We start from the raw sequence: 17,813 nt of genomic DNA, 5'->3' as shown, positions 1-17,813 counted from the left end.
TTATAATAATTTGTAGTTGTATTTTTCGAGATATTCTCCGGCAATTTTATTTATAATCCTAATATCTTCTTTAGCTAAACGTTTAAAGCTATTGACATTCATATTAGTTATTAAATTTTCTTTCTCGTGAACTTTAAAAGATCTCTTAAAAAAATCATCTTCTACATGCTCCAGCCCAACAAAATCATAAATCTCGTTAACCACTTTTTTAGGATTGGCAGTAAAATCCTCATATTTTATCTCTAAAAAATTTGAGAGGTTAGCCTTCTTTTCTTCTACCTTTTGTAACGATTTCACCCACTGCATGGCGCAGTATTCAATAGGATATTTTTTTTGCGCAAAAAATGGATTATTCTTCATGATATTAACTTTCCTCTGAATTCCTTCTGCAACCGCATAACCATTTCTTACAATGTGTACAAAGTAAGCCGGCTGAAACTCTTTATCGAAAAAGGCTAAACGATAAATATTAGAAATCGATTTTTCGACCAGGTAAGGTTTGGTTAAGTCATAGAAATGCGACCAGTGATTTTTAATTGTTCGGGAATTAGGCTGGTTTTCAAAGGTATAATTGTCAATTTCCTCCTCACACTTCCACCACATTCTTCGCCAGTTGAAGTCTTCCGGGCGTGGCAATTGATCTGTTAACATTACTCCTTCATCAGGCAATCCGCTAACTTTACTATGTGCAGAAAGGATCTGGTCCAACAATGTTGTACCCGAGTTATAACATCCAATGATGAAGATCCATTGATGGTGTGTAATCTCCTTCCCAGTCCACGCTAAAGGTTTTGAATAAACAGGATATCCTTTAAAGCGGGCAGTAACTTTATGTAATAACTCTGATTTTGTCATACTGTTTTTTTTAATTTTCCTACCACCCGGGTTAAAGGCAATATTTTTCCATGCCACCCGCTTAATATTAATTTAAATTTCCAGAGAGGTGTAATATCATTAACTACTAATCTCGAGATTCTTAATGGATTTATATGCTTTTCATTTATTTTATGATCAAATAAAAAAGCAACTTTAATATTGTTTTCGTGAAGCAAATGTTCTGAACTTTCACTGAAGTTGCCATTAGGATAAGCAAATACCTCTGAATCACCAATTTTATAACTTTTGAAAAAAGCATGAACCTGCGACAGTTCATCCACTAACTCTTTTCTATTTAGCTTATCAAACATAGGGTGAGTATGTGAATGATTTCCTATATATACACCATTTTTTTTAAGCTCAATTAATTCCTCAGTTTTTAATTGTTGTTGATATGTAGTCGGGTATTTTTTTAATAAATTTAATCTTCGTTCATTTGATACTGATTTGGCTTCGTTAAGGACCCTTATAATTTCTTTCTGGGAAAGCCCATTTTTTTTCTCATTCTTTATTATAGTATTCCACCAGAAATCTTTGTTTTTATTAATGAGTTCTGTGACTACAAATAAGCAGGAGGGTATGTGATGTTTTTTAAAAACAGGCAAAGCTTTTGTAAACACAGATCTATCTCCATCATCCAAAGTAATTAGTACTGAATTTGATGGTAAACCTCTATTATTGAACAAATGTTCTTTTAGAGTGGAAATATTTATAAGATTATATTTTGATTTTAAATGTATAACCTGAGCTTCAAGATTATCAGGATCTACTATATCGTGATAAGCTAAAACCCTAAGCCTGTTTTTATTGATATTATTTAAAATAGGGTCAAACAATTTTAGAGCATTATAAATAATATTTCTCATCTCCTGTAACTATAATTATTCGTGACATCATCATACAACTCCTCATATTTATGGGCAATAGTTTGTATTTCAAATTTTTCTTGTGCTGCCCTCCTGGCATTTTCACCGTAATCCTGCAACCTTGAAAAATTCTTAAGAGCATAAATAATTTTATCTGCCAATTCACCTACCTCGCCCTTTTTAAATATTAACGCACAATTTTCATCAACACATTCAAGATTTTCGCCAATATTAGAAGCTATAATTAATTTGCGTGACATCATGGCCTCAATTAAAGCACCCGGTAAACCTTCTGCGTAGGATGGATAAATAAAAATTTTTGATAATGCCAACAATTCAGAAATATCCTGCCTTCGCCCAAGAAGCTTAACATGCTTCTGAATATTAAGTTCTTCCGCCTTTTTCTGCAAAATATGATGATATTTTCCATGCCCGGCGATGAGTAAAACAGTATCCGGAAATTTTTTGAGAACAACTGGTAACGCATTAATTATGTCCAATTGTGCCTTTCTCTCAATTAACCTACTCACATTTATTAGGATATTTTCACTTTGGATCCCTAGCGAAGATTTCTTACTCCTTAATGAGGATTTGTCAAAACCATCATACTTTGAGAGGTCCCTCCCTCTGTAAATTACCCCAATTTTTGAGGGAGGTACTGCTAAAGCGCCACCTTCAGATTTTTTTATAGTTTCAGAGTTAGAAATAAAAAAATCTACTCTTTTTGCAGAATGTTTATCTAGTTGATAGGCCAACCAAATTTTTATCTTCATAATTAAACCTGCACTTTTATATCGTTGGGGAGTATAGGAATTATTCACAAAACTACCAATCAAAGGAATCTGTGGAAATTTTTTCTTTAGGTACCTGGCAACCATGTCAGCTCGATACAAAGTAGAATGTACTAAAGTGGGTTTTTCCTCTTTGTATATAGGAATAAGCAAATTTGAGGCTTCCTTAAAACCATATTTTTTTTGAACTCCTAAGGAATAAACTTTAATCTCCGCTTTTTGTAGCTCCGGCTTCAACATGTCCCCATCGTAAATATGGACAAAAACGGGAGTGTAATCCTTAAACCGTTTTGCAATTTCGACAAGACTTCTCTCTGCACCGGAGCCTTGCAATGAATCAATAAGAAATAGTACTTTTTTTTGGTGGCTGCTCATTCTTTTATTTTCCTTTTTTTTCAATTTGTAAAAAACTAAATTGGAATATTATATCTGGAATATTATATCTGGAATATTATATCTGGAATGTTATAGATCAGACTCCAATCTTCGGCAAGTGACATTTTTCTCTAATTTGATCAATAAGGCCTCATACACATTGTTATTGCTATTTAAACTGGTCATTATGTCATTATTTCAAATTACTCAACATTTTTCCCTTGGTTATTAATTTTAACAGTGAAGCCAGCTCTTGAAAGGACCTGGTCTTAAATAAATAATGTATTAATATTAAAATGACTAAAAATAAACTTCCGGAAAAAACAAGTTGAATTATATAAGAAAAATTCTCAAAAACTGAATACATTTCCATTAAACCAAATACAATAGTAAAAGAAACCAACCCGGGTAGTGCTGTTTTAAATAAATCAGTAAACTGTTCTTTAAAGGTATAGTTAATAAACTTATTTGCATAATAGATGTTAAGGAAGACAGCGATTAACATATTACCTAGTTGTGCCAGAATTAAGGGAATAATTCCATGCTTAGCTGTAAAAATTATTCCCAGAACCAGAGTAACATTTACAATTACCGCCATTTTCAGGTATAAATCGGTCCTCCCTTTAATTTTCAATAGTATTGAATTATATTTATTAATTGGGTAAAAAATTCCCGATATACATAAGAGTTGGAAATAAGGAACTGCCGGAAGCCAATTTTCACCCAACAAGAAGCCAAATAAAGGATGTGCAGTTAAGATTAACATCAGCATAATCGTACTTAAAACAAGTAAAGCTAAAATCTGTACTTTTTGATAAGCTTTTTTTAATTGGACCTTATTATGTTTAATCTTTGCAAAAAGCGGATATAGAACTTTATCTAAAGTATTGGAAATAGTAATAACCGGGAATTTTTTCATTGTAAATGCTCTCGTGTAATAACCCACCATTGCAGCAGAAAAATACTTACCAATTACCATGGGAAAGATATTGGCAATAATTCTGCTCATAACACCTGAGAGAGCAAGTTTATAACCAAAATTAAAGTGATCTTTTAGTTTCACACGGTTAATTCTCATTTTTGGAATCCAACGGGTTTGGAAAAAATAGATAACCGTCAAGGATAGTGCAGTTACTATCTCCATATACACCAATGCCCAAACCCCAAAATTTAAGTAGGCCAGTAGAATGCCTGTAATACCAGCGAGGAACAAAGCTGGCAATTGAGCTTTCATTTGATACTTAAAATTCAAATTATAGGTTAATCTGGTTTTTTGTATGGCAAATAAGCTATTAATTATTATGACTACACTATATACCCGAATTAGATTGGTTAGCCGGGGCTGGTCATAAAAACTCGAAATATAAGGAGCGACAATCCAAAATATAACGTAAAGGAACAGTGAGACCCCGAGGTTTATGCTAAAAACGGTAGAAAAGTCTTCTTCATCGGGCTTATCAGATCTTACTAAAGATTGACTCATCCCTGAATCTGATAATGAGGTGCCGACGGCATTAAAAATTAATATCATTCCCAGGAGACCAAATTCTTCAGGTGCGATTAGTCTGGCTAAAACGATTTGGACAGTAAATGACATTAGCTTACTACCAAATTGCTCAATAAAAGTCCAGCTAATACCTGAGATAGCCTTTTTTTGTAAAGACATACAATTAATTAATACAGAGGGTACTGCTCAAGTGACAAATATCTTTTCCGATCATCAAAACTTTCCCATAAACAATTACCTTTTTACTTGACCGCTAAAAGCTTCAAAAAAATCAAGATTCCCAAAACATAATCATTTTTTAAGCCGTTCATCAGGAAAGCGCTACTCAGCATGCTTCAGAAAAGTTTCCTGCCGCAGCAAATTTTCCATATACTTTTTAAAAAGGCTAAAGTAAAGGAGATTATTTTGGTGTCTGTTAAATAAATAAGAATTGTTCTTTTAACCAGCATCAAAACTTTACGAACAAAATGAGTGTCGTATACGAGTTGTGGATATTTATGGAATTTTACTTATTTTTCTATATCTTCGAGAGACACACGTGTCCCTCGATCGAGACTTTTTAAAACCTTTTTTCCCATGATTTGAGAATAATATTTGGGATGCAGACCATACCCGGGTCTTATAGATCTTACGTTTTTTACAGTAACTATTTCCCCTTTTTCTATATCTTTTACCACATATAGAGAGCGTGAAAAGTCCCTCCCTTTCTTCTGCTTATCGGTCAAAGTATAATCAACCACTCCAATAGCTTTTTCGGCTTCTCTAACTGCTTTTACCATTTCTGTAAATTCTTGCTCATCCATGGAAAATGAAGCATCAGGACCTCCGATAGATTTGTCCAGAATAAAATGTTTTTCAATAATTTTTGCTCCAAAGCAGGTAGCAACAATTGGTACAGTATTTCCCATAGTATGATCTGATAGGCCGGAGATAACATTATATCGCTCGGCCAAATCCTTGACCATCACCATATTTGCCTCTTCTATGGGCGCCGGGTAAGAAGAAGTACATTTTAAAAGCGCAACATCTTTATTTCCCATTCTTAGGCAAGCTTCTAATGCCAGCTCAATATCCCCTTTCCCGGCAATACCTGTTGAAATTATTACCGGCTTACCTTTAGAAGCTACTAGCTCAATAAGTGGTATATCAGTAATTTCAAATGAAGCTATTTTATAGGCCGGTGCATTTAATTCTTCAAGTAAATCTACGGCTGTTCGATCAAAAGGCGATGAAAAACAGATTAACCCTTCCTCTTTTGCAACCTTAAAAAGTTGCTCATGCCACTCCCAGGGGGTGTACGCCACTTTATAGAGATCATGTAGATATTGACCATCCCAGATAGTTCCCTGGCTCAGCATAAAATCAGGAGATTTTACATCAATAGTCATAGTATCTGCCGTATAGGTCTGCAATTTAATGGCATTTGCACCTGTTCTTTTTGCAGCTTTAATTGTTTCTATTGCAGTTTCTAAACTACCATTGTGATTAGCCGATAATTCAGCAATTATAAATGAAGGATTATTTCCTCCTATTGCTATATTTCCTATTTTCATTGTATTGATTTTTCAGATTTTAATTCCAACCAGGACCTAGAGCTTTAAATGACAATTTTTATATATAGCTCTTGTTTTCTGTTATTTGTGCGGAAAAAGAAATATTACATTTAATAATCCACATGTCTTCTACTGTTGTCTCAAAAAAAGTAAGAAAAAATTTAAAGGGAATTTACCTTCTATTTAATCCCTAAAGATTTCTGTACACAAAACTTTTCGTTTCACAATTCTCGTGATAAGACAGTCCCACTGTCAGATGGCAATAGGTTGTATATTACTTCTTTTTCTTTAGCAAAAACCAGGTAGAATCATCCAAAGGAAAGTTATGGTCTTTGTGATATTGAAAACCATAATCAACTAATTCTAAATCTGGATATAGGTCCAACAAATCACCTGCGAAGTCTCTTTTAAAAAGTCGTTCTGAATTACCACGATAATTTACTTCAACAGGTTTAGTGTTGTAGTATTCGTTAACAAGTATATATTTGTTTGAACATTCATATAAATTCGTATAAACCTTCTGTAATTCTTCGGGATTAATATGGATTAAAACCCCTGCTGTAAAAGTTAAATCGTATTTACCTAAATCTTTAGCTTCCATATTTAAAATTGATCCTTCAAAAACCTTTACATCAGGAATTTCATTCAGTTTCTGGATTGCTTTAGAATTTATTTCAATAGCACTAATTGAACTTGAAGGCAATAATGTTCTTATAGCTTTAAGATTAAGTCCAACATTGGATCCAAACTCAATAATAGAATTAACATCCTTTGTTCTGGAGAAAATTTTTGAAAATACAGCAGTTCTGGTTGCTATACTCTTAATGTCATTATTTCTATCAACGTATTCATTACCAAAATCACCCGCCCAAAAATTCTCTTGTTCTGTTTTAAAACTCATTTTTCTTAATTTTAAATTCCTACTCGTATGGCTTTTCAGTTCGGCCCCGTTTTTTTAGTGGGTTCTGGTCTCCACATGATAAATTATATTTAATTGCAAAAAATTTTATTCAAAATCAAAAGTTTTTTAGGCCGTTATAAAATGATTAATTAACTATCCGAACGATTGAGAATGCTTCTGCAAATTTTTTGCCGACCACAACACCCCATCTTTGAGCCTGGATCTTTAAAGCTTCAGGAGACCTGGGATGTGGATATTCCCTTTTTTCGAATTCATAACTCTCCATTCCCTTTATTTTTGCCTCCAATCCCTCTTCAGAAACTTCTACAAAGAAATTAGGAATAAATTGTCTGGCATAATCTGTCGGTGCTACCCATTCAGTACCAGATGGAGTTTCAAATGAAACTATAGTATGAACCCTTTCCTCATTCACAGGCCTACAGGCAGTAACAACGGCCTCAAAAGTGAGTTGATGATCGATGTTAACATCGCCATGGTGGTGGGTAAAAATAATTTCGGGATCAAAAAGTTTTTTTTCTTTTTCAACAACTTTTATGATATCCAGCAAAGATACCGTATCGAATCTATTGTCCGGAAAATCATATATCCCTGTGGATTCATAACCTATTGCTTCTCGAGCACTTTCAATATTATCTCTATGAATTTTCAATTCCTCCTGCCATTGTTCCGGGTTTCGGGTATCAGACCTCGAGGTTATTCCCTCCCCCAGAATTACAGCTTTTACCTTACAGGAATAATCACGAATTAATTGATGCATAGTCGCTCCCAGGCCCAATAATTCATCATCCGGATGTGCAACAACGACCAAAATTCTTTTATTTCTTAATGATTCTAACATCTGCTAATATTTCTTTTTCAGATTTTAATGAAGCCCTGGTAAATTCAAATCGAAATTCCTTTGTTTCAAAAAATGCCGGTGGATATCCTTCACAATCTAACATTCTTATATAATCAAAAACCTGTTCTACAGTATCAAGACGTTCTATATTTCCTTGTTCTGGTTTCCTCCTGATAAATTCTGTAATTTCCCCTGATTGAGGAACCGGATTTAAATCGTGGATGATTATTTCCTCAATCATTTTCTCAATAACATCAGTACTTCTGAGAAAAATTTCTTGTGCTGTACCCATTAAACTCAATGGTGCTTTTAAATAGACAGGACCTGTATCTAAACCTTTTTCCACTCTAATTGCTGAAATTTTTGTTTCTGAATGTCCTTTGGCAATCAAATTCTGAAGTGGACTGCCTCCGCGCCCGTAGGGTAGATCTGTCATATGAAATACAATACATTCAAATTTTTTAAAAATTTGAGGTGGAATGATATAGGACCAATGAGGTATAAAAATTTTTTCTGGTTGTAATTTCTCCAGTTCCTCATAAGAAAAATTTTTCTTTTCATCGATAAGCACCCAATCTGCCTCTGCAATCACTTTTTGGAGCGAAAGGTAGAGGCTTTTATGCCATGGTTTCTCTGTAAGAATAACAAATCTTTTCATCTAAATATATACTGGAAAATCCCTTCTTTACTTTCTAATCCTTGAAATCCAAGTTTTTCAAAAACCTTACGTGAAACCACATTATCTTTTTTTACTAAAGCTCTAACAGAACCAGTTATTTCTCCTAAGGTTAATTCAATTATTTTCTTTCCAAAACCAAGGCTCCTAAAATTAGGATCAATAAAAAAATCTATATCCCAAAAATCTTCCTCATTTCTGTCGTACCTTACTTGTCCAATAGGGTAATTATCCTTTTCCAGGATATAAATAACTGAATTAGGATCATCAATTTTTTTTCTAAACCAGGATTCATGTTTTGTCCAATTAATTCGCTCAGGGTTCAACACATTCTTCCGTACATCTTCATTATTTACCCATTTGAATAATAAGCTGCAATCCTCCTCTGTTGCTTTTCTTATATTTAGTATCAATTGTAATTAAAATATCAAAAGATCACTATTTTGTTATTGACGAGGATAAAATTTAATCTGTACCAAGAGGAATTTCATAAAGTCATATTCCATTTGAGTGAGCAGTTTATTATAAGTCCTATCTTCTACATTAAAATAAGAGATTTCATCACTATTCTGTATAGCTTTCGCTGATTTTATAATTTCTATATTATTTCTATCCGGTTTGTATTCAGGTCGTGTCTCAAGAAATTCATTATATTTTTCAACCATCATACTAAACTTTTCATCCACACTTTTTTCCTGATATTGATTACCAAAAATCTCAGTCATATCTTTTGCAGGAGTACCGGCATAGATGTGGTTAGCCTTCATATCTTTTGTTACTACAGATCCCACCATGGCCATACTCTTTTTTTCTGCTGTTATGGGTGAAACAATGCAGTGTCCTACTAACCAAACATCTTCTTCAATAGTAAGCTTCTTTCTTTGATCCCAACGACATCCTTCCAGAACATCCCCAAATTTAATATGGCTCCATAACTGTGAGTATGCCCCTACTCCAACACCATTATGAATTTCAAGTCCTCCTTCAGAATCCAGGATGCAGTTCTGCCCAAACCAACAGCAACTTCCAATTTTACAATCCATATCCCCACTACCAAATGCGTGGTTGTTAATATCTGTATAGTCCCCAATTTCTAAATTTGGATAATAGAAACGGGAATTATGACCAATATGGACTCCATCACCAATAATCACTTTATGCGCTTTTTTTCCGAATTTGTTTCCTATATAAACGCCGTCTTCAATGGTAACGAACTTTCCAATAGAAATGTGCTCCGCATTAATTGTATAACCCATAATTTTTCTAATTTTTGTTCCTGATTTTTTGATTAATTACGCTATGAGTTCCATAAACTTGTGTAAATTGTTAACATAAGATTGTCCAATCTTTTTTCGTAAAGGAATTTCTCTCATCTGGATTTTTTTATTCACTATATCTGATATCGCAGAATCCAACTCATTTTTGTCAAATTTCAATGCATTAAATGAAGGTATTTTTCTGCTTTCTTTGAAATAAGTAAAAAGTTTCTTTTGATTTTCTGCATAGTAACAAATCAATGGGATACATCCTCCAGCAATAACCTCAAACAATATACCGCTGGAAGGAATTATTGCCAAGTCTGCACCTTCAATCTCAGCCAACATTTCTTTTTCATTTAAAGAAGATAATACTCTAATCCTAGAGTTGTTTCCAACAATTGCATCAATGGAACTCCTATAGGGATATGCAGATCCTAAAATGACAGTGATCGTTTTAATTTTCTTATTGGTCTGCACAACTTCTAAAATGGGCTTGGTTAAATTTTTATTATCTGAGCCACCAAAACATATCATTACATTATTAACTTCCCTTATTTCCTTCTCTAAGCCTGCAGCCTGAATAAAAATAGGACGGAGTAATGCGTATTGAGGTCCTAATGCAAACTTTGTATATTCTTGAGCACGATAATCCTGTGGGACAATTCCTGGAGAATGATTAATAATTAAATCAGCAAAGAATTCTTTTTCATGTAAATCATCAATACAAACCAATTTACACCCAAGGTTCTTTACTCTTTTCTGATAATCTGAATCCAGTTCATAGTGATCCAACACTACGATTTCCTGTCCAGATAATAAGGAGAAAAAATCTTCCTCAGAAGAAATCACATTTAACAGAAAACCATTTTCTTTTATTTGTTTTTTTAAATTTTCCGGAATTTCTTTTGAAGCAAAATTGATTGAAAAGTTTTTTTTCAGCATATGGGCAAGAGCAATACATCTGACTATATGACCTAAGCCAATCTCTGTACTACCATCTGCCCTGAAAAAAATATTTTTTTTATTTGCGTCCATTGCCATGTTGAAATTTATCAAGAACAGCTGATTTATTATTTTTGATCTATTTCTTTTTTCATTAGTTTAAATTTGACTTCGGCTAAATTCCAGTCCTCTAACGTATCAATATCCTGAGCTTCCATTTCATTTATAATGATTCCCCCCGTACTATTTGATATAATAGATTTATTAACAAGAAGTTTTGCCGTATTTGCAAAATAAAACTGTCCCGCATCATGATAGGCTTTTTCAAGATCCTGGGACCGTGACTTCTCAAATTCCGGAAAGAAAAACTGAAGACTATTATTTTCTATTTTATATGACCTTTGAATAGGATACCCAAATGGTATTATGGGAAATACAGCGTCAAGTTTTTCCCTAGACAATTTCTCAAAAGCTTCGGATAATTTTATGTCAGTTACAAAAGGTGCTGTGGGATAAATGCAGCAGATATTGTTATACTTTTTTCCTAATGCTTCATATTCTTCCACAACTTCCAGTAGTACATCCACAGTAGTTGAAAAATCATCGGCATTCTTTTTACTTCTCAAAAAAGGAATTTTTGCACCATATTTTTCCGCTATTTCGGCGATCTCCGCATCGTCAGTAGATACCATAACCTCTTCAAAAAGTCCACTCTTTAATGCGGCTTCTATAGAATAAGCAATAATTGGCTTGCCCATAAAGCTTTTAATATTCTTCCTGGGAATACGTTTACTTCCCCCACGAGCCGGAATGATGCAAAGATTTTTATTCACTGTAATATTCTTTTATTTTTGAGATTACCATATCCTGATCTTCAGGTGAAAGAGTTGGATACATAGGTAAACTAATACAATGTCTGTAATAGTTTTCAGCCTTTGGTAAATCATCCTCTTTCCACCCAAGATCCCTGTAATAAGGCATCAAATGGCAGGGGATATAATGAATTTGTGCAAATATGCCTTGCTCTCTCAAAAAATTATAAAGGCCCAGTCTATCTTCAACCTCAATAATATATAAATGATAAGCGTGTCCTTCGAAAAGACCAGACTGGCCCTTTACAAACGGTTTATTCTGAAATTCCCTGTAGTAGTTTTGAGCAATTTCTCTTCTTCGCTCTAATCCTTCTTCAGCTCTTTTTAACTGACTTGTTCCAAGGGCTGCCTGGAAATCTGTAATCCTATAATTATATCCCAGTTCCTGCATTTCCATATACCACCCAGGATAGGTCTTGGCTCCACTCGACTGGTCAGTCGATCCAACTGCGAAGTCTATAGAATTCTTGTAGAGATTGTCATCTTTTACGATTCCGTGGGTACGGAGTTGAAGTAGTTTTTTGTAAAGATCTTTATCATTAGTAGTAATCATTCCTCCTTCTCCACTGGCAATATGTTTTACAGGATGAAAAGAGAAGATGGCGAGATCGGCAAAATTTCCATTTCCGCAAAATTGTCTTTGTTCATTAGAATCATTGAAAAAACCTCCTGGTGCATGACAGGCATCTTCTATGATCCAAAGATCATATTCCTTTGCCAGTTCTTTAAATTCCTCCAGGTTAACGGCACGACCTGCAAAGTCAACGGGAATGATACCGCTATAAGTTCCTTTTGGAGCATCTTCCAACAATTTTTTTACTGAATTGATGTCAAGGAGATACGTTTCGGGATGAATATCAGCAAATACAACCTCCCCTCCGCAATATCTTACGCAATTGGCAGAGGCGGCAAAAGTAATGGGAGTAGTAATAACCTTACTTCCCTCTTTTACACCCAGAGTAAGTGCACAGAGATGGAGAGCGGCTGTACCATTAGCAACTGCAACTGCATATTTACTACCTGAGTATTCTGCAAATGCTTTTTCAAATTCAATGATCTTCGGTCCCTGAGTAAGATAATCTGACTTTAAGGTTTCTACAACAGCCTGTATATCTTCTTCTGTAATATTTTGTCTTCCGTAGGGAATAGGTTTATTTTGCATCACTTATTTTTATTGGGCAACTTCAAAATTTTCGTCAATATGCTCCTTTATTAAAGCACGTAAACGTTCTACAGTTTCCCATTCTGTATTCTCTTCTGAATTATATTTAAAGCCCTGAGGAACCTTTTTGGCATTAAATTTCTCCTTAAATTCTTCCAAATTCCATCGGGGATTGGAAGGCAGAATAGTATAATATTTCCCTAAGTCATAGGTGTAAAAGGAATCTGAAGGAGTGATCATTTCCTCATGTAATTTTTCTCCCGGTCTTATTCCTACGACTTTCTTTTGACAGTCGGGACCAACTGCTTCCGCAACATCCATAATTTTATAAGAAGGGATCTTGGGAACAAAAAGTTCTCCGCCCCAGGCATTCTCCAATGCATGCATAACCATGTCCACTCCTCCCTTTAAAGAGATATTAAATCTGGTCATTTCGGGATCTGTAATCGGCAGGACACCTTCCTTTTTTTTCTCCATAAAGAAAGGAATTACAGAACCATTAGATCCCATAACATTTCCATATCGTACGACTGAGAATTTAATAGGATTCCAGCCTTTAATATTATTTGCAGCTATGAAAAGCTTATCTGAAGTAAGTTTAGTTGCACCATATAAATTGATTGGAGCACAAGCTTTATCTGTAGATAAAGCAACTACACGTTCTACTCCGGTTTCCAAACAGGCATGAACAACATTTTGTGCCCCTCCCACGTTAGTTTTAATGCATTCATCCGGGTTGTATTCTGCCAAATGCACATGTTTCATTGCCGCAGCATGTATGACGAAATCTACATCTTTAAAAGCCCGCACCAGTCTTTCTTTGTCCCGCACATCACCAATAAAATATCGGATCTGTGGATACTTATCAGCAGGATATTCCTGAGCCATTTGAAACTGTTTTTGCTCATCTCTTGAAAAGATAACCAGTCTTTTTATACCAGGATAATTCTTTAAAATATGATTGGTAAGAGCTTTCCCAAGTGATCCGGTGCCACCAGTAATTAATAAACTTTTATTTGCTAACATTAATTTTCAAATTTAGATCGAATAATTTTTTCAAGACTATTGGCCAGTGTAATGTCGTTTTCTTCGACGTCATAATCTTTATAATAAGAAGGATAAACTTCATTTAAAGCCACCCCCGGTGCTAATTTCGCAGTAAGCTCATCAAATTTTAACTGAAGCTCTGTGAAACTTACTATTTCAGAACTTATTTTTTCAATGTCCAGATCTGATGAAAAAGTAAAAACCCCAGGTAATGTTTTATACCATGCCCGTCCAAATACAATAACAGGTTTTCCCCCTGTAATAGCCTCCCATCCAACTGTTCCTGTTATGGTTGCACAAATCTTTGAATTTTTAATTAAATCATATGTATTGTAGGAAGGCGATACAAATACCAAGTTGGGAATTCTTTCAATTCTTTTAAAGAACTCGGGATTTCTCATAAAATAAGTCTGCTTGGGATTTTCCTTGACACATATCTTCCAGCCCTCTGGCAGGATTGAAGACAAATGTTCTAAAGCTAAAGCCTGATCGGAATACTTACCTCCAAGGGAAGAAGTGGTTTTTTCTGGTTGTAAGTGTAATGCAAAATAGACAAAAGGAACATTTAAATTAAGCTCAGTTGCGAGTTTCTTTCTGTTTTTTTCATATTGCTTTCGTAGCTTATAACGGTAATAAGCCTGACTTCTATAGTTTGATTTAAGTAAATCCTTTATCAATTGATATTCAGGAACATATTTAGTCAACTCATTATGTAAGGAAGCTGGACCTTTAATATTAGACAATTTAAAGCCATCTCTACGATTCACCTTCATATAAGGCAGATCCTTCTCAAATTTATTTTCAATCTCAATTCGGGTAGGTTCAAAAAGCTTTTCTGTTGTTTCAAAAGATCCATAATCCTCAAAATCCCAGTAATGAAAAAATCTATTAGGAAATGTCGGTTGTTCTAGATATAAAGTTTTAATTCTCATTTCTTTTGCCAATACATGAGGAATGTAGTCATAACCGGCATGAGGGGAATTATTCTGGATGAGCAAATCAATTTTATTTTCAGTGAATAAACCATAATAATAATTTATCATTAAGTTAAAATGGTCGAGATACTGATGGTAGTTAAGTTCGTTGTAGTTAACAGAATTATGCAGGTTAACCCTTGAATACATGTCTATGAACTTAGGTAGATGATCATACACCTTATCATAAATTTCTAATGGTACAAATTTATATTCACCATTCAAGCCTTTAGAGCCGAGATTCACAAACTTTTTCTTACTGGCAGCAACCGTTTTCTGGACCACAGCATTCTCTATTATACCTTTTTCTTTAAAATCTTTAATAAGGTAATTTTCCCATTGATCATGAGGTGTATTAAGTATATATAAATTAAGAGGTTTATTCATTAAGTCTATAGTTACAATAAAATTTTAAACATTTATTTATACTTGTTTTCCACAAAACCAAGTCTTTTCTAAAAGTTGATCTATTTTCTAAAAGGATGTTGCTGCACGATCTACTAATTTGTTCAAGTGCGGGACATTTGTCGCCCTTAATCTTCTAATAAGGTTTTCCTTAAAACTTAATTTCAAAATTCCGGGAAGGAACCGGATTAGGCCTTTCCTAAAAAAGAAAATAATCATAAAGAAAAGTATAAAAACCATTTCCGAGGAAAGTCCCAGATCACGTACGAACTCCATGATAAAAGCCATCTTTCCGGGTTTTTCAGGATCGACCTCGGAAGAGTCACTAACAAGTTGTAACAAGGGTAAAAATATTGTTAGACCTAATCCACCTAACACTCCTACCAAAATATTCAAGGCGAAAATGAAAAATACTTTGTACCCTAAATAAGAGTAAAATAAAGCAAGACTCTCAAAATACTTTTTTATGAAGTTCTTAATCAATAGTTGTTTATTTAAACCATTTGTAGAATTGTAGAAATTCTGAATATTCCATGTTTGGTATTTTACGGCTTTTTAACTGGCTAAAATCCTTTTTTGGAATTATAAATATTTCTTTTTCCTTACCAGATTAAAACCGAGGGTAAAGATAGTACTTCTTAAAGAAGAGGCTTATTTGGAAATCTTAAACAATTGCAAAATTAATGAGTCTCTCCTTATTTTAAAATAAGGTCCAGCTTAGAAAAAGTTTAAGTCAAATCAAAACAGGATTTATCAAATTGAAATTTTCTATATAGAATGACAAATTAAGTGTAATACTTTCTAAACCATTCAATAAAATTTTTAACTCCCGTTGATACGGGGGTATTTGGGTTATAGCCAAAATCCTCTTTTAATGACTCAACATCTGCCCAGGTCCTGTTAACATCCCCGGGTTGCATGGGATACATATCCATTTGGGCTTCTACACCCAATTGCCTCTCTATTTCTCTAATGAAGTCCATTAGCTTTACCGGCTTACTGTTTCCAATATTGTATAAAGAATATCGAGCCTTAGAATTCTCGTTTTCAGGTTGTATAATTTTTATAATACCCTCAACAATATCATCGATATAAGTAAAATCCCGCTCAAGGTCACCATTATTAAAAACCTTAATTGGTTTCTTTTTTACCATTGCATCTGTAAATAAAAACATTGCCATATCTGGTCTTCCCCAGGGACCATATACCGTAAAGAACCTAAGCCCTGTAGTTTTAATATCATATAAATGACTATACGTATGAGCCATTAATTCATTACTTTTTTTGGTGGCTGCGTATAAACTAACGGGATGATCTACATTATCTTCAACAGAAAAAGGCACTTTCTCATTTTGCCCATAAACACTGGAACTGCTGGCATATATCAAATGTTTGATCTTGTGATTCCGGCAACATTCCAAGAGATTTAAAAAACCCACCACATTGCTGTCGACGTAAGCTTCCGGATTTTTAATACTATAACGTACTCCCGCTTGTGCTGCAAGATTACAGACCTGTTCAAAGTTGTTTTCAGCAAATAATTTAGGCAGATATCCCCGGTCTTCAAGATTCACTCTAATGAATGTAAAGCCTAACTGATGCTTACTTTGCACCTTTTCATGAAAATTTTCTGCAGCTTTTCTATCGATTCCCAGCTCCTTGAGACGATCATACTTTAGATCAATATCATAGTAATCGTTGATGTTATCAATACCTACGACTTCATAGTCCAAATTCAATAATTTCTTTACGAGATGAAAACCTATGAAGCCGGCAGCCCCGGTAACTAAAATTTTTGTCTGGTCTGATTTTTCCGACATTTGTAAATTTTAATTTTCAAATATAAGATAATACCTTCAAGGGAAGCCGCAAACAACCATAAAGTACTGTGAAAAATGATAGAATAATCACCTATTCTAGAATCAGAAAACTAGATTTCAGGTCATTTGAAGAGGCAATAGAATCAGGTCATTGCTGTTCTTGAAAAACGAAATTTTTTTGTTTTTTCATTTCTACAGGAAACTTCCAGAGAAGTTTTGTGAGTTTACCCGGGCACTTTGTTTGAAAAAAAAATCACCTGCATTTGAAAAGAATAAATACCTTTTGCTGTTTGCTTACTAAAGCTATTACTGTGGCTTTTTTAGTTGATCAGGGTAAATAAGAAAGTGGAGATTCAAATCTTTACCGACTCGTGAATGTCTGACATAACTACCCTTTTTTAGGATAGCTTTAAACGAAGAAACTTTTTTTATCGTCAAATAGTATTAAGTTTAGTCAGGAACAAGTTTATCATAGATAACCTTTGTGCTGCCGGCTGGCATGAGTTGCAGAATCCGTGCATCTGGGGCGATTTCCGGCTTTATTTCGTAAAAATGCCGACCTGCTACGGCGACGTAATAATTTTCATTGTCGTCCATTGGGAAGTCTACCAGATAGGTAAGGTCTTCTTCTAAGGCTCAATTTTATATCCTTCGGGAACTACAATTGTAAGCTTCCCCTAATTAGAACTGCTTGATGGGATAAAATTATTGTTTTTGGTTTTATCTGTAGTCGCTAATAGAGAATTAAATTCAGCATATTCTATTGGTGCCATTTTTCCTAATGCATCATGTGGTCTTTGATTATTATAATCATCCATCCAGATTTGAGTTTGTTCTCTTACCTGATTCAAGTCTTCAAAAATGTATTTATTTAAAACTCCTCTTCTATAGGTGCCGTTGAATCGTTCAATAAAAGCATTCTGTGTGG

General features: G+C 34.2%; 17 protein-coding genes. All 17 read right to left on the bottom strand.

Annotated features, from left to right (window positions below; all coding sequences use genetic code 11):
* Complete coding sequence (locus H148_RS0100110; protein ID WP_029032975.1) at window positions 1–855, bottom strand: sulfotransferase family protein; 855 nt, start codon at window positions 853–855, stop codon at window positions 1–3.
* A complete protein-coding gene (locus H148_RS0100105) occupies window positions 852–1,742 on the bottom strand; it encodes a polysaccharide deacetylase family protein (RefSeq protein WP_029032974.1) in 891 nt (296 codons plus the stop codon). The genes H148_RS0100110 and H148_RS0100105 overlap by 4 nt, the downstream gene beginning before the upstream one ends.
* Window positions 1,739–2,932 (bottom strand): glycosyltransferase family 4 protein, encoded by a 1,194-nt coding sequence (locus H148_RS0100100; protein WP_029032973.1) that lies wholly within the window; start codon window positions 2,930–2,932, stop codon window positions 1,739–1,741. Before H148_RS0100100 ends, H148_RS0100105 begins: the two co-directional genes overlap by 4 nt.
* A 169-nt stretch (window positions 2,933–3,101) precedes the next feature.
* Window positions 3,102–4,574 (bottom strand): lipopolysaccharide biosynthesis protein, encoded by a 1,473-nt coding sequence (locus H148_RS0100095; protein WP_029032972.1) that lies wholly within the window; start codon window positions 4,572–4,574, stop codon window positions 3,102–3,104.
* 350 nt (window positions 4,575–4,924) lie between these two features.
* Complete coding sequence (pseI, locus tag H148_RS0100080) at window positions 4,925–5,968, bottom strand: pseudaminic acid synthase (protein WP_029032971.1); 1,044 nt, start codon at window positions 5,966–5,968, stop codon at window positions 4,925–4,927.
* A 274-nt stretch (window positions 5,969–6,242) separates the two neighbouring features.
* Window positions 6,243–6,869, bottom strand: a complete 627-nt coding sequence (locus H148_RS0100075; RefSeq protein ID WP_029032970.1) for a pseudaminic acid biosynthesis-associated methylase — start codon at window positions 6,867–6,869, stop codon at window positions 6,243–6,245.
* Window positions 6,870–7,014: 145 nt separating this feature from the next.
* The gene (locus H148_RS0100070) at window positions 7,015–7,728 is read right to left on the bottom strand and encodes a PIG-L deacetylase family protein (RefSeq protein WP_029032969.1); all 714 of its coding nucleotides are present in this window, start codon (window positions 7,726–7,728) and stop codon (window positions 7,015–7,017) included.
* On the bottom strand, window positions 7,706–8,320 hold the full coding sequence (locus H148_RS0100065; RefSeq protein ID WP_245583357.1) for a formyl transferase: 615 nt from the start codon (window positions 8,318–8,320) through the stop codon (window positions 7,706–7,708). Before H148_RS0100065 ends, H148_RS0100070 begins: the two co-directional genes overlap by 23 nt.
* 62 nt (window positions 8,321–8,382) lie before the next feature.
* Window positions 8,383–8,817, bottom strand: a complete 435-nt coding sequence (locus H148_RS0100060) for a GNAT family N-acetyltransferase (RefSeq protein ID WP_029032967.1) — start codon at window positions 8,815–8,817, stop codon at window positions 8,383–8,385.
* Window positions 8,818–8,850: 33 nt separating this feature from the next.
* Window positions 8,851–9,660, bottom strand: coding sequence for an LbetaH domain-containing protein (locus tag H148_RS0100055; RefSeq protein WP_029032966.1), 810 nt, complete (start codon window positions 9,658–9,660; stop codon window positions 8,851–8,853).
* A gap of 36 nt (window positions 9,661–9,696) precedes the next feature.
* On the bottom strand, window positions 9,697–10,704 hold the full coding sequence (pseG, locus tag H148_RS0100050; protein ID WP_029032965.1) for a UDP-2,4-diacetamido-2,4,6-trideoxy-beta-L-altropyranose hydrolase: 1,008 nt from the start codon (window positions 10,702–10,704) through the stop codon (window positions 9,697–9,699).
* 29 nt (window positions 10,705–10,733) lie between these two features.
* Complete coding sequence (pseF, locus tag H148_RS0100045; protein WP_029032964.1) at window positions 10,734–11,438, bottom strand: pseudaminic acid cytidylyltransferase; 705 nt, start codon at window positions 11,436–11,438, stop codon at window positions 10,734–10,736.
* A complete protein-coding gene (pseC, locus tag H148_RS0100040; protein WP_029032963.1) occupies window positions 11,431–12,639 on the bottom strand; it encodes a UDP-4-amino-4,6-dideoxy-N-acetyl-beta-L-altrosamine transaminase in 1,209 nt (402 codons plus the stop codon). Before pseC ends, pseF begins: the two co-directional genes overlap by 8 nt.
* Before the next feature lie 9 nt (window positions 12,640–12,648).
* The gene (gene pseB, locus H148_RS0100035; protein WP_029032962.1) at window positions 12,649–13,665 is read right to left on the bottom strand and encodes a UDP-N-acetylglucosamine 4,6-dehydratase (inverting); all 1,017 of its coding nucleotides are present in this window, start codon (window positions 13,663–13,665) and stop codon (window positions 12,649–12,651) included.
* Window positions 13,665–15,047: a capsular polysaccharide export protein, LipB/KpsS family gene (locus H148_RS0100030; RefSeq protein WP_029032961.1), complete on the bottom strand. Its 1,383-nt coding sequence runs from the start codon at window positions 15,045–15,047 to the stop codon at window positions 13,665–13,667. The genes pseB and H148_RS0100030 overlap by 1 nt, the downstream gene beginning before the upstream one ends.
* An 803-nt stretch (window positions 15,048–15,850) precedes the next feature.
* Window positions 15,851–16,885, bottom strand: coding sequence for an NAD-dependent epimerase (locus H148_RS0100020; protein WP_029032959.1), 1,035 nt, complete (start codon window positions 16,883–16,885; stop codon window positions 15,851–15,853).
* A 677-nt stretch (window positions 16,886–17,562) separates the two neighbouring features.
* Window positions 17,563–17,813, bottom strand: a 251-nt coding sequence (locus H148_RS16915) for an integrase core domain-containing protein (RefSeq protein WP_037324398.1), incomplete at its 5' end; no start/stop codon positions are given.

The sequence above is a fragment of the Salinimicrobium terrae DSM 17865 genome (genome assembly GCF_000424665.1).
Classification (GTDB): domain Bacteria; phylum Bacteroidota; class Bacteroidia; order Flavobacteriales; family Flavobacteriaceae; genus Salinimicrobium; species Salinimicrobium terrae.
This window is presented reverse-complemented; position numbering and strand designations above follow the sequence as displayed.

Excerpts from the sequence above, each read along its gene's own strand:
- H148_RS0100110 (WP_029032975.1), bottom strand. The coding sequence starts at position 855 with ATGACAAAATCAGAGTTATTACATAAAGTTACTGCCCGCTTTAAAGGA.
- H148_RS0100105 (WP_029032974.1), bottom strand. The coding sequence starts at position 1,742 with ATGAGAAATATTATTTATAATGCTCTAAAATTGTTTGACCCTATTTTA.
- H148_RS0100095 (WP_029032972.1), bottom strand. The coding sequence starts at position 4,574 with ATGTCTTTACAAAAAAAGGCTATCTCAGGTATTAGCTGGACTTTTATT.
- pseI (WP_029032971.1), bottom strand. The coding sequence starts at position 5,968 with ATGAAAATAGGAAATATAGCAATAGGAGGAAATAATCCTTCATTTATA.
- H148_RS0100075 (WP_029032970.1), bottom strand. The coding sequence starts at position 6,869 with ATGAGTTTTAAAACAGAACAAGAGAATTTTTGGGCGGGTGATTTTGGT.
- H148_RS0100070 (WP_029032969.1), bottom strand. The coding sequence starts at position 7,728 with ATGTTAGAATCATTAAGAAATAAAAGAATTTTGGTCGTTGTTGCACAT.
- H148_RS0100055 (WP_029032966.1), bottom strand. The coding sequence starts at position 9,660 with ATGGGTTATACAATTAATGCGGAGCACATTTCTATTGGAAAGTTCGTT.
- pseG (WP_029032965.1), bottom strand. The coding sequence starts at position 10,704 with ATGGCAATGGACGCAAATAAAAAAAATATTTTTTTCAGGGCAGATGGT.
- pseC (WP_029032963.1), bottom strand. The coding sequence starts at position 12,639 with ATGCAAAATAAACCTATTCCCTACGGAAGACAAAATATTACAGAAGAA.
- pseB (WP_029032962.1), bottom strand. The coding sequence starts at position 13,665 with ATGTTAGCAAATAAAAGTTTATTAATTACTGGTGGCACCGGATCACTT.
- H148_RS0100030 (WP_029032961.1), bottom strand. The coding sequence starts at position 15,047 with ATGAATAAACCTCTTAATTTATATATACTTAATACACCTCATGATCAA.
- H148_RS0100020 (WP_029032959.1), bottom strand. The coding sequence starts at position 16,885 with ATGTCGGAAAAATCAGACCAGACAAAAATTTTAGTTACCGGGGCTGCC.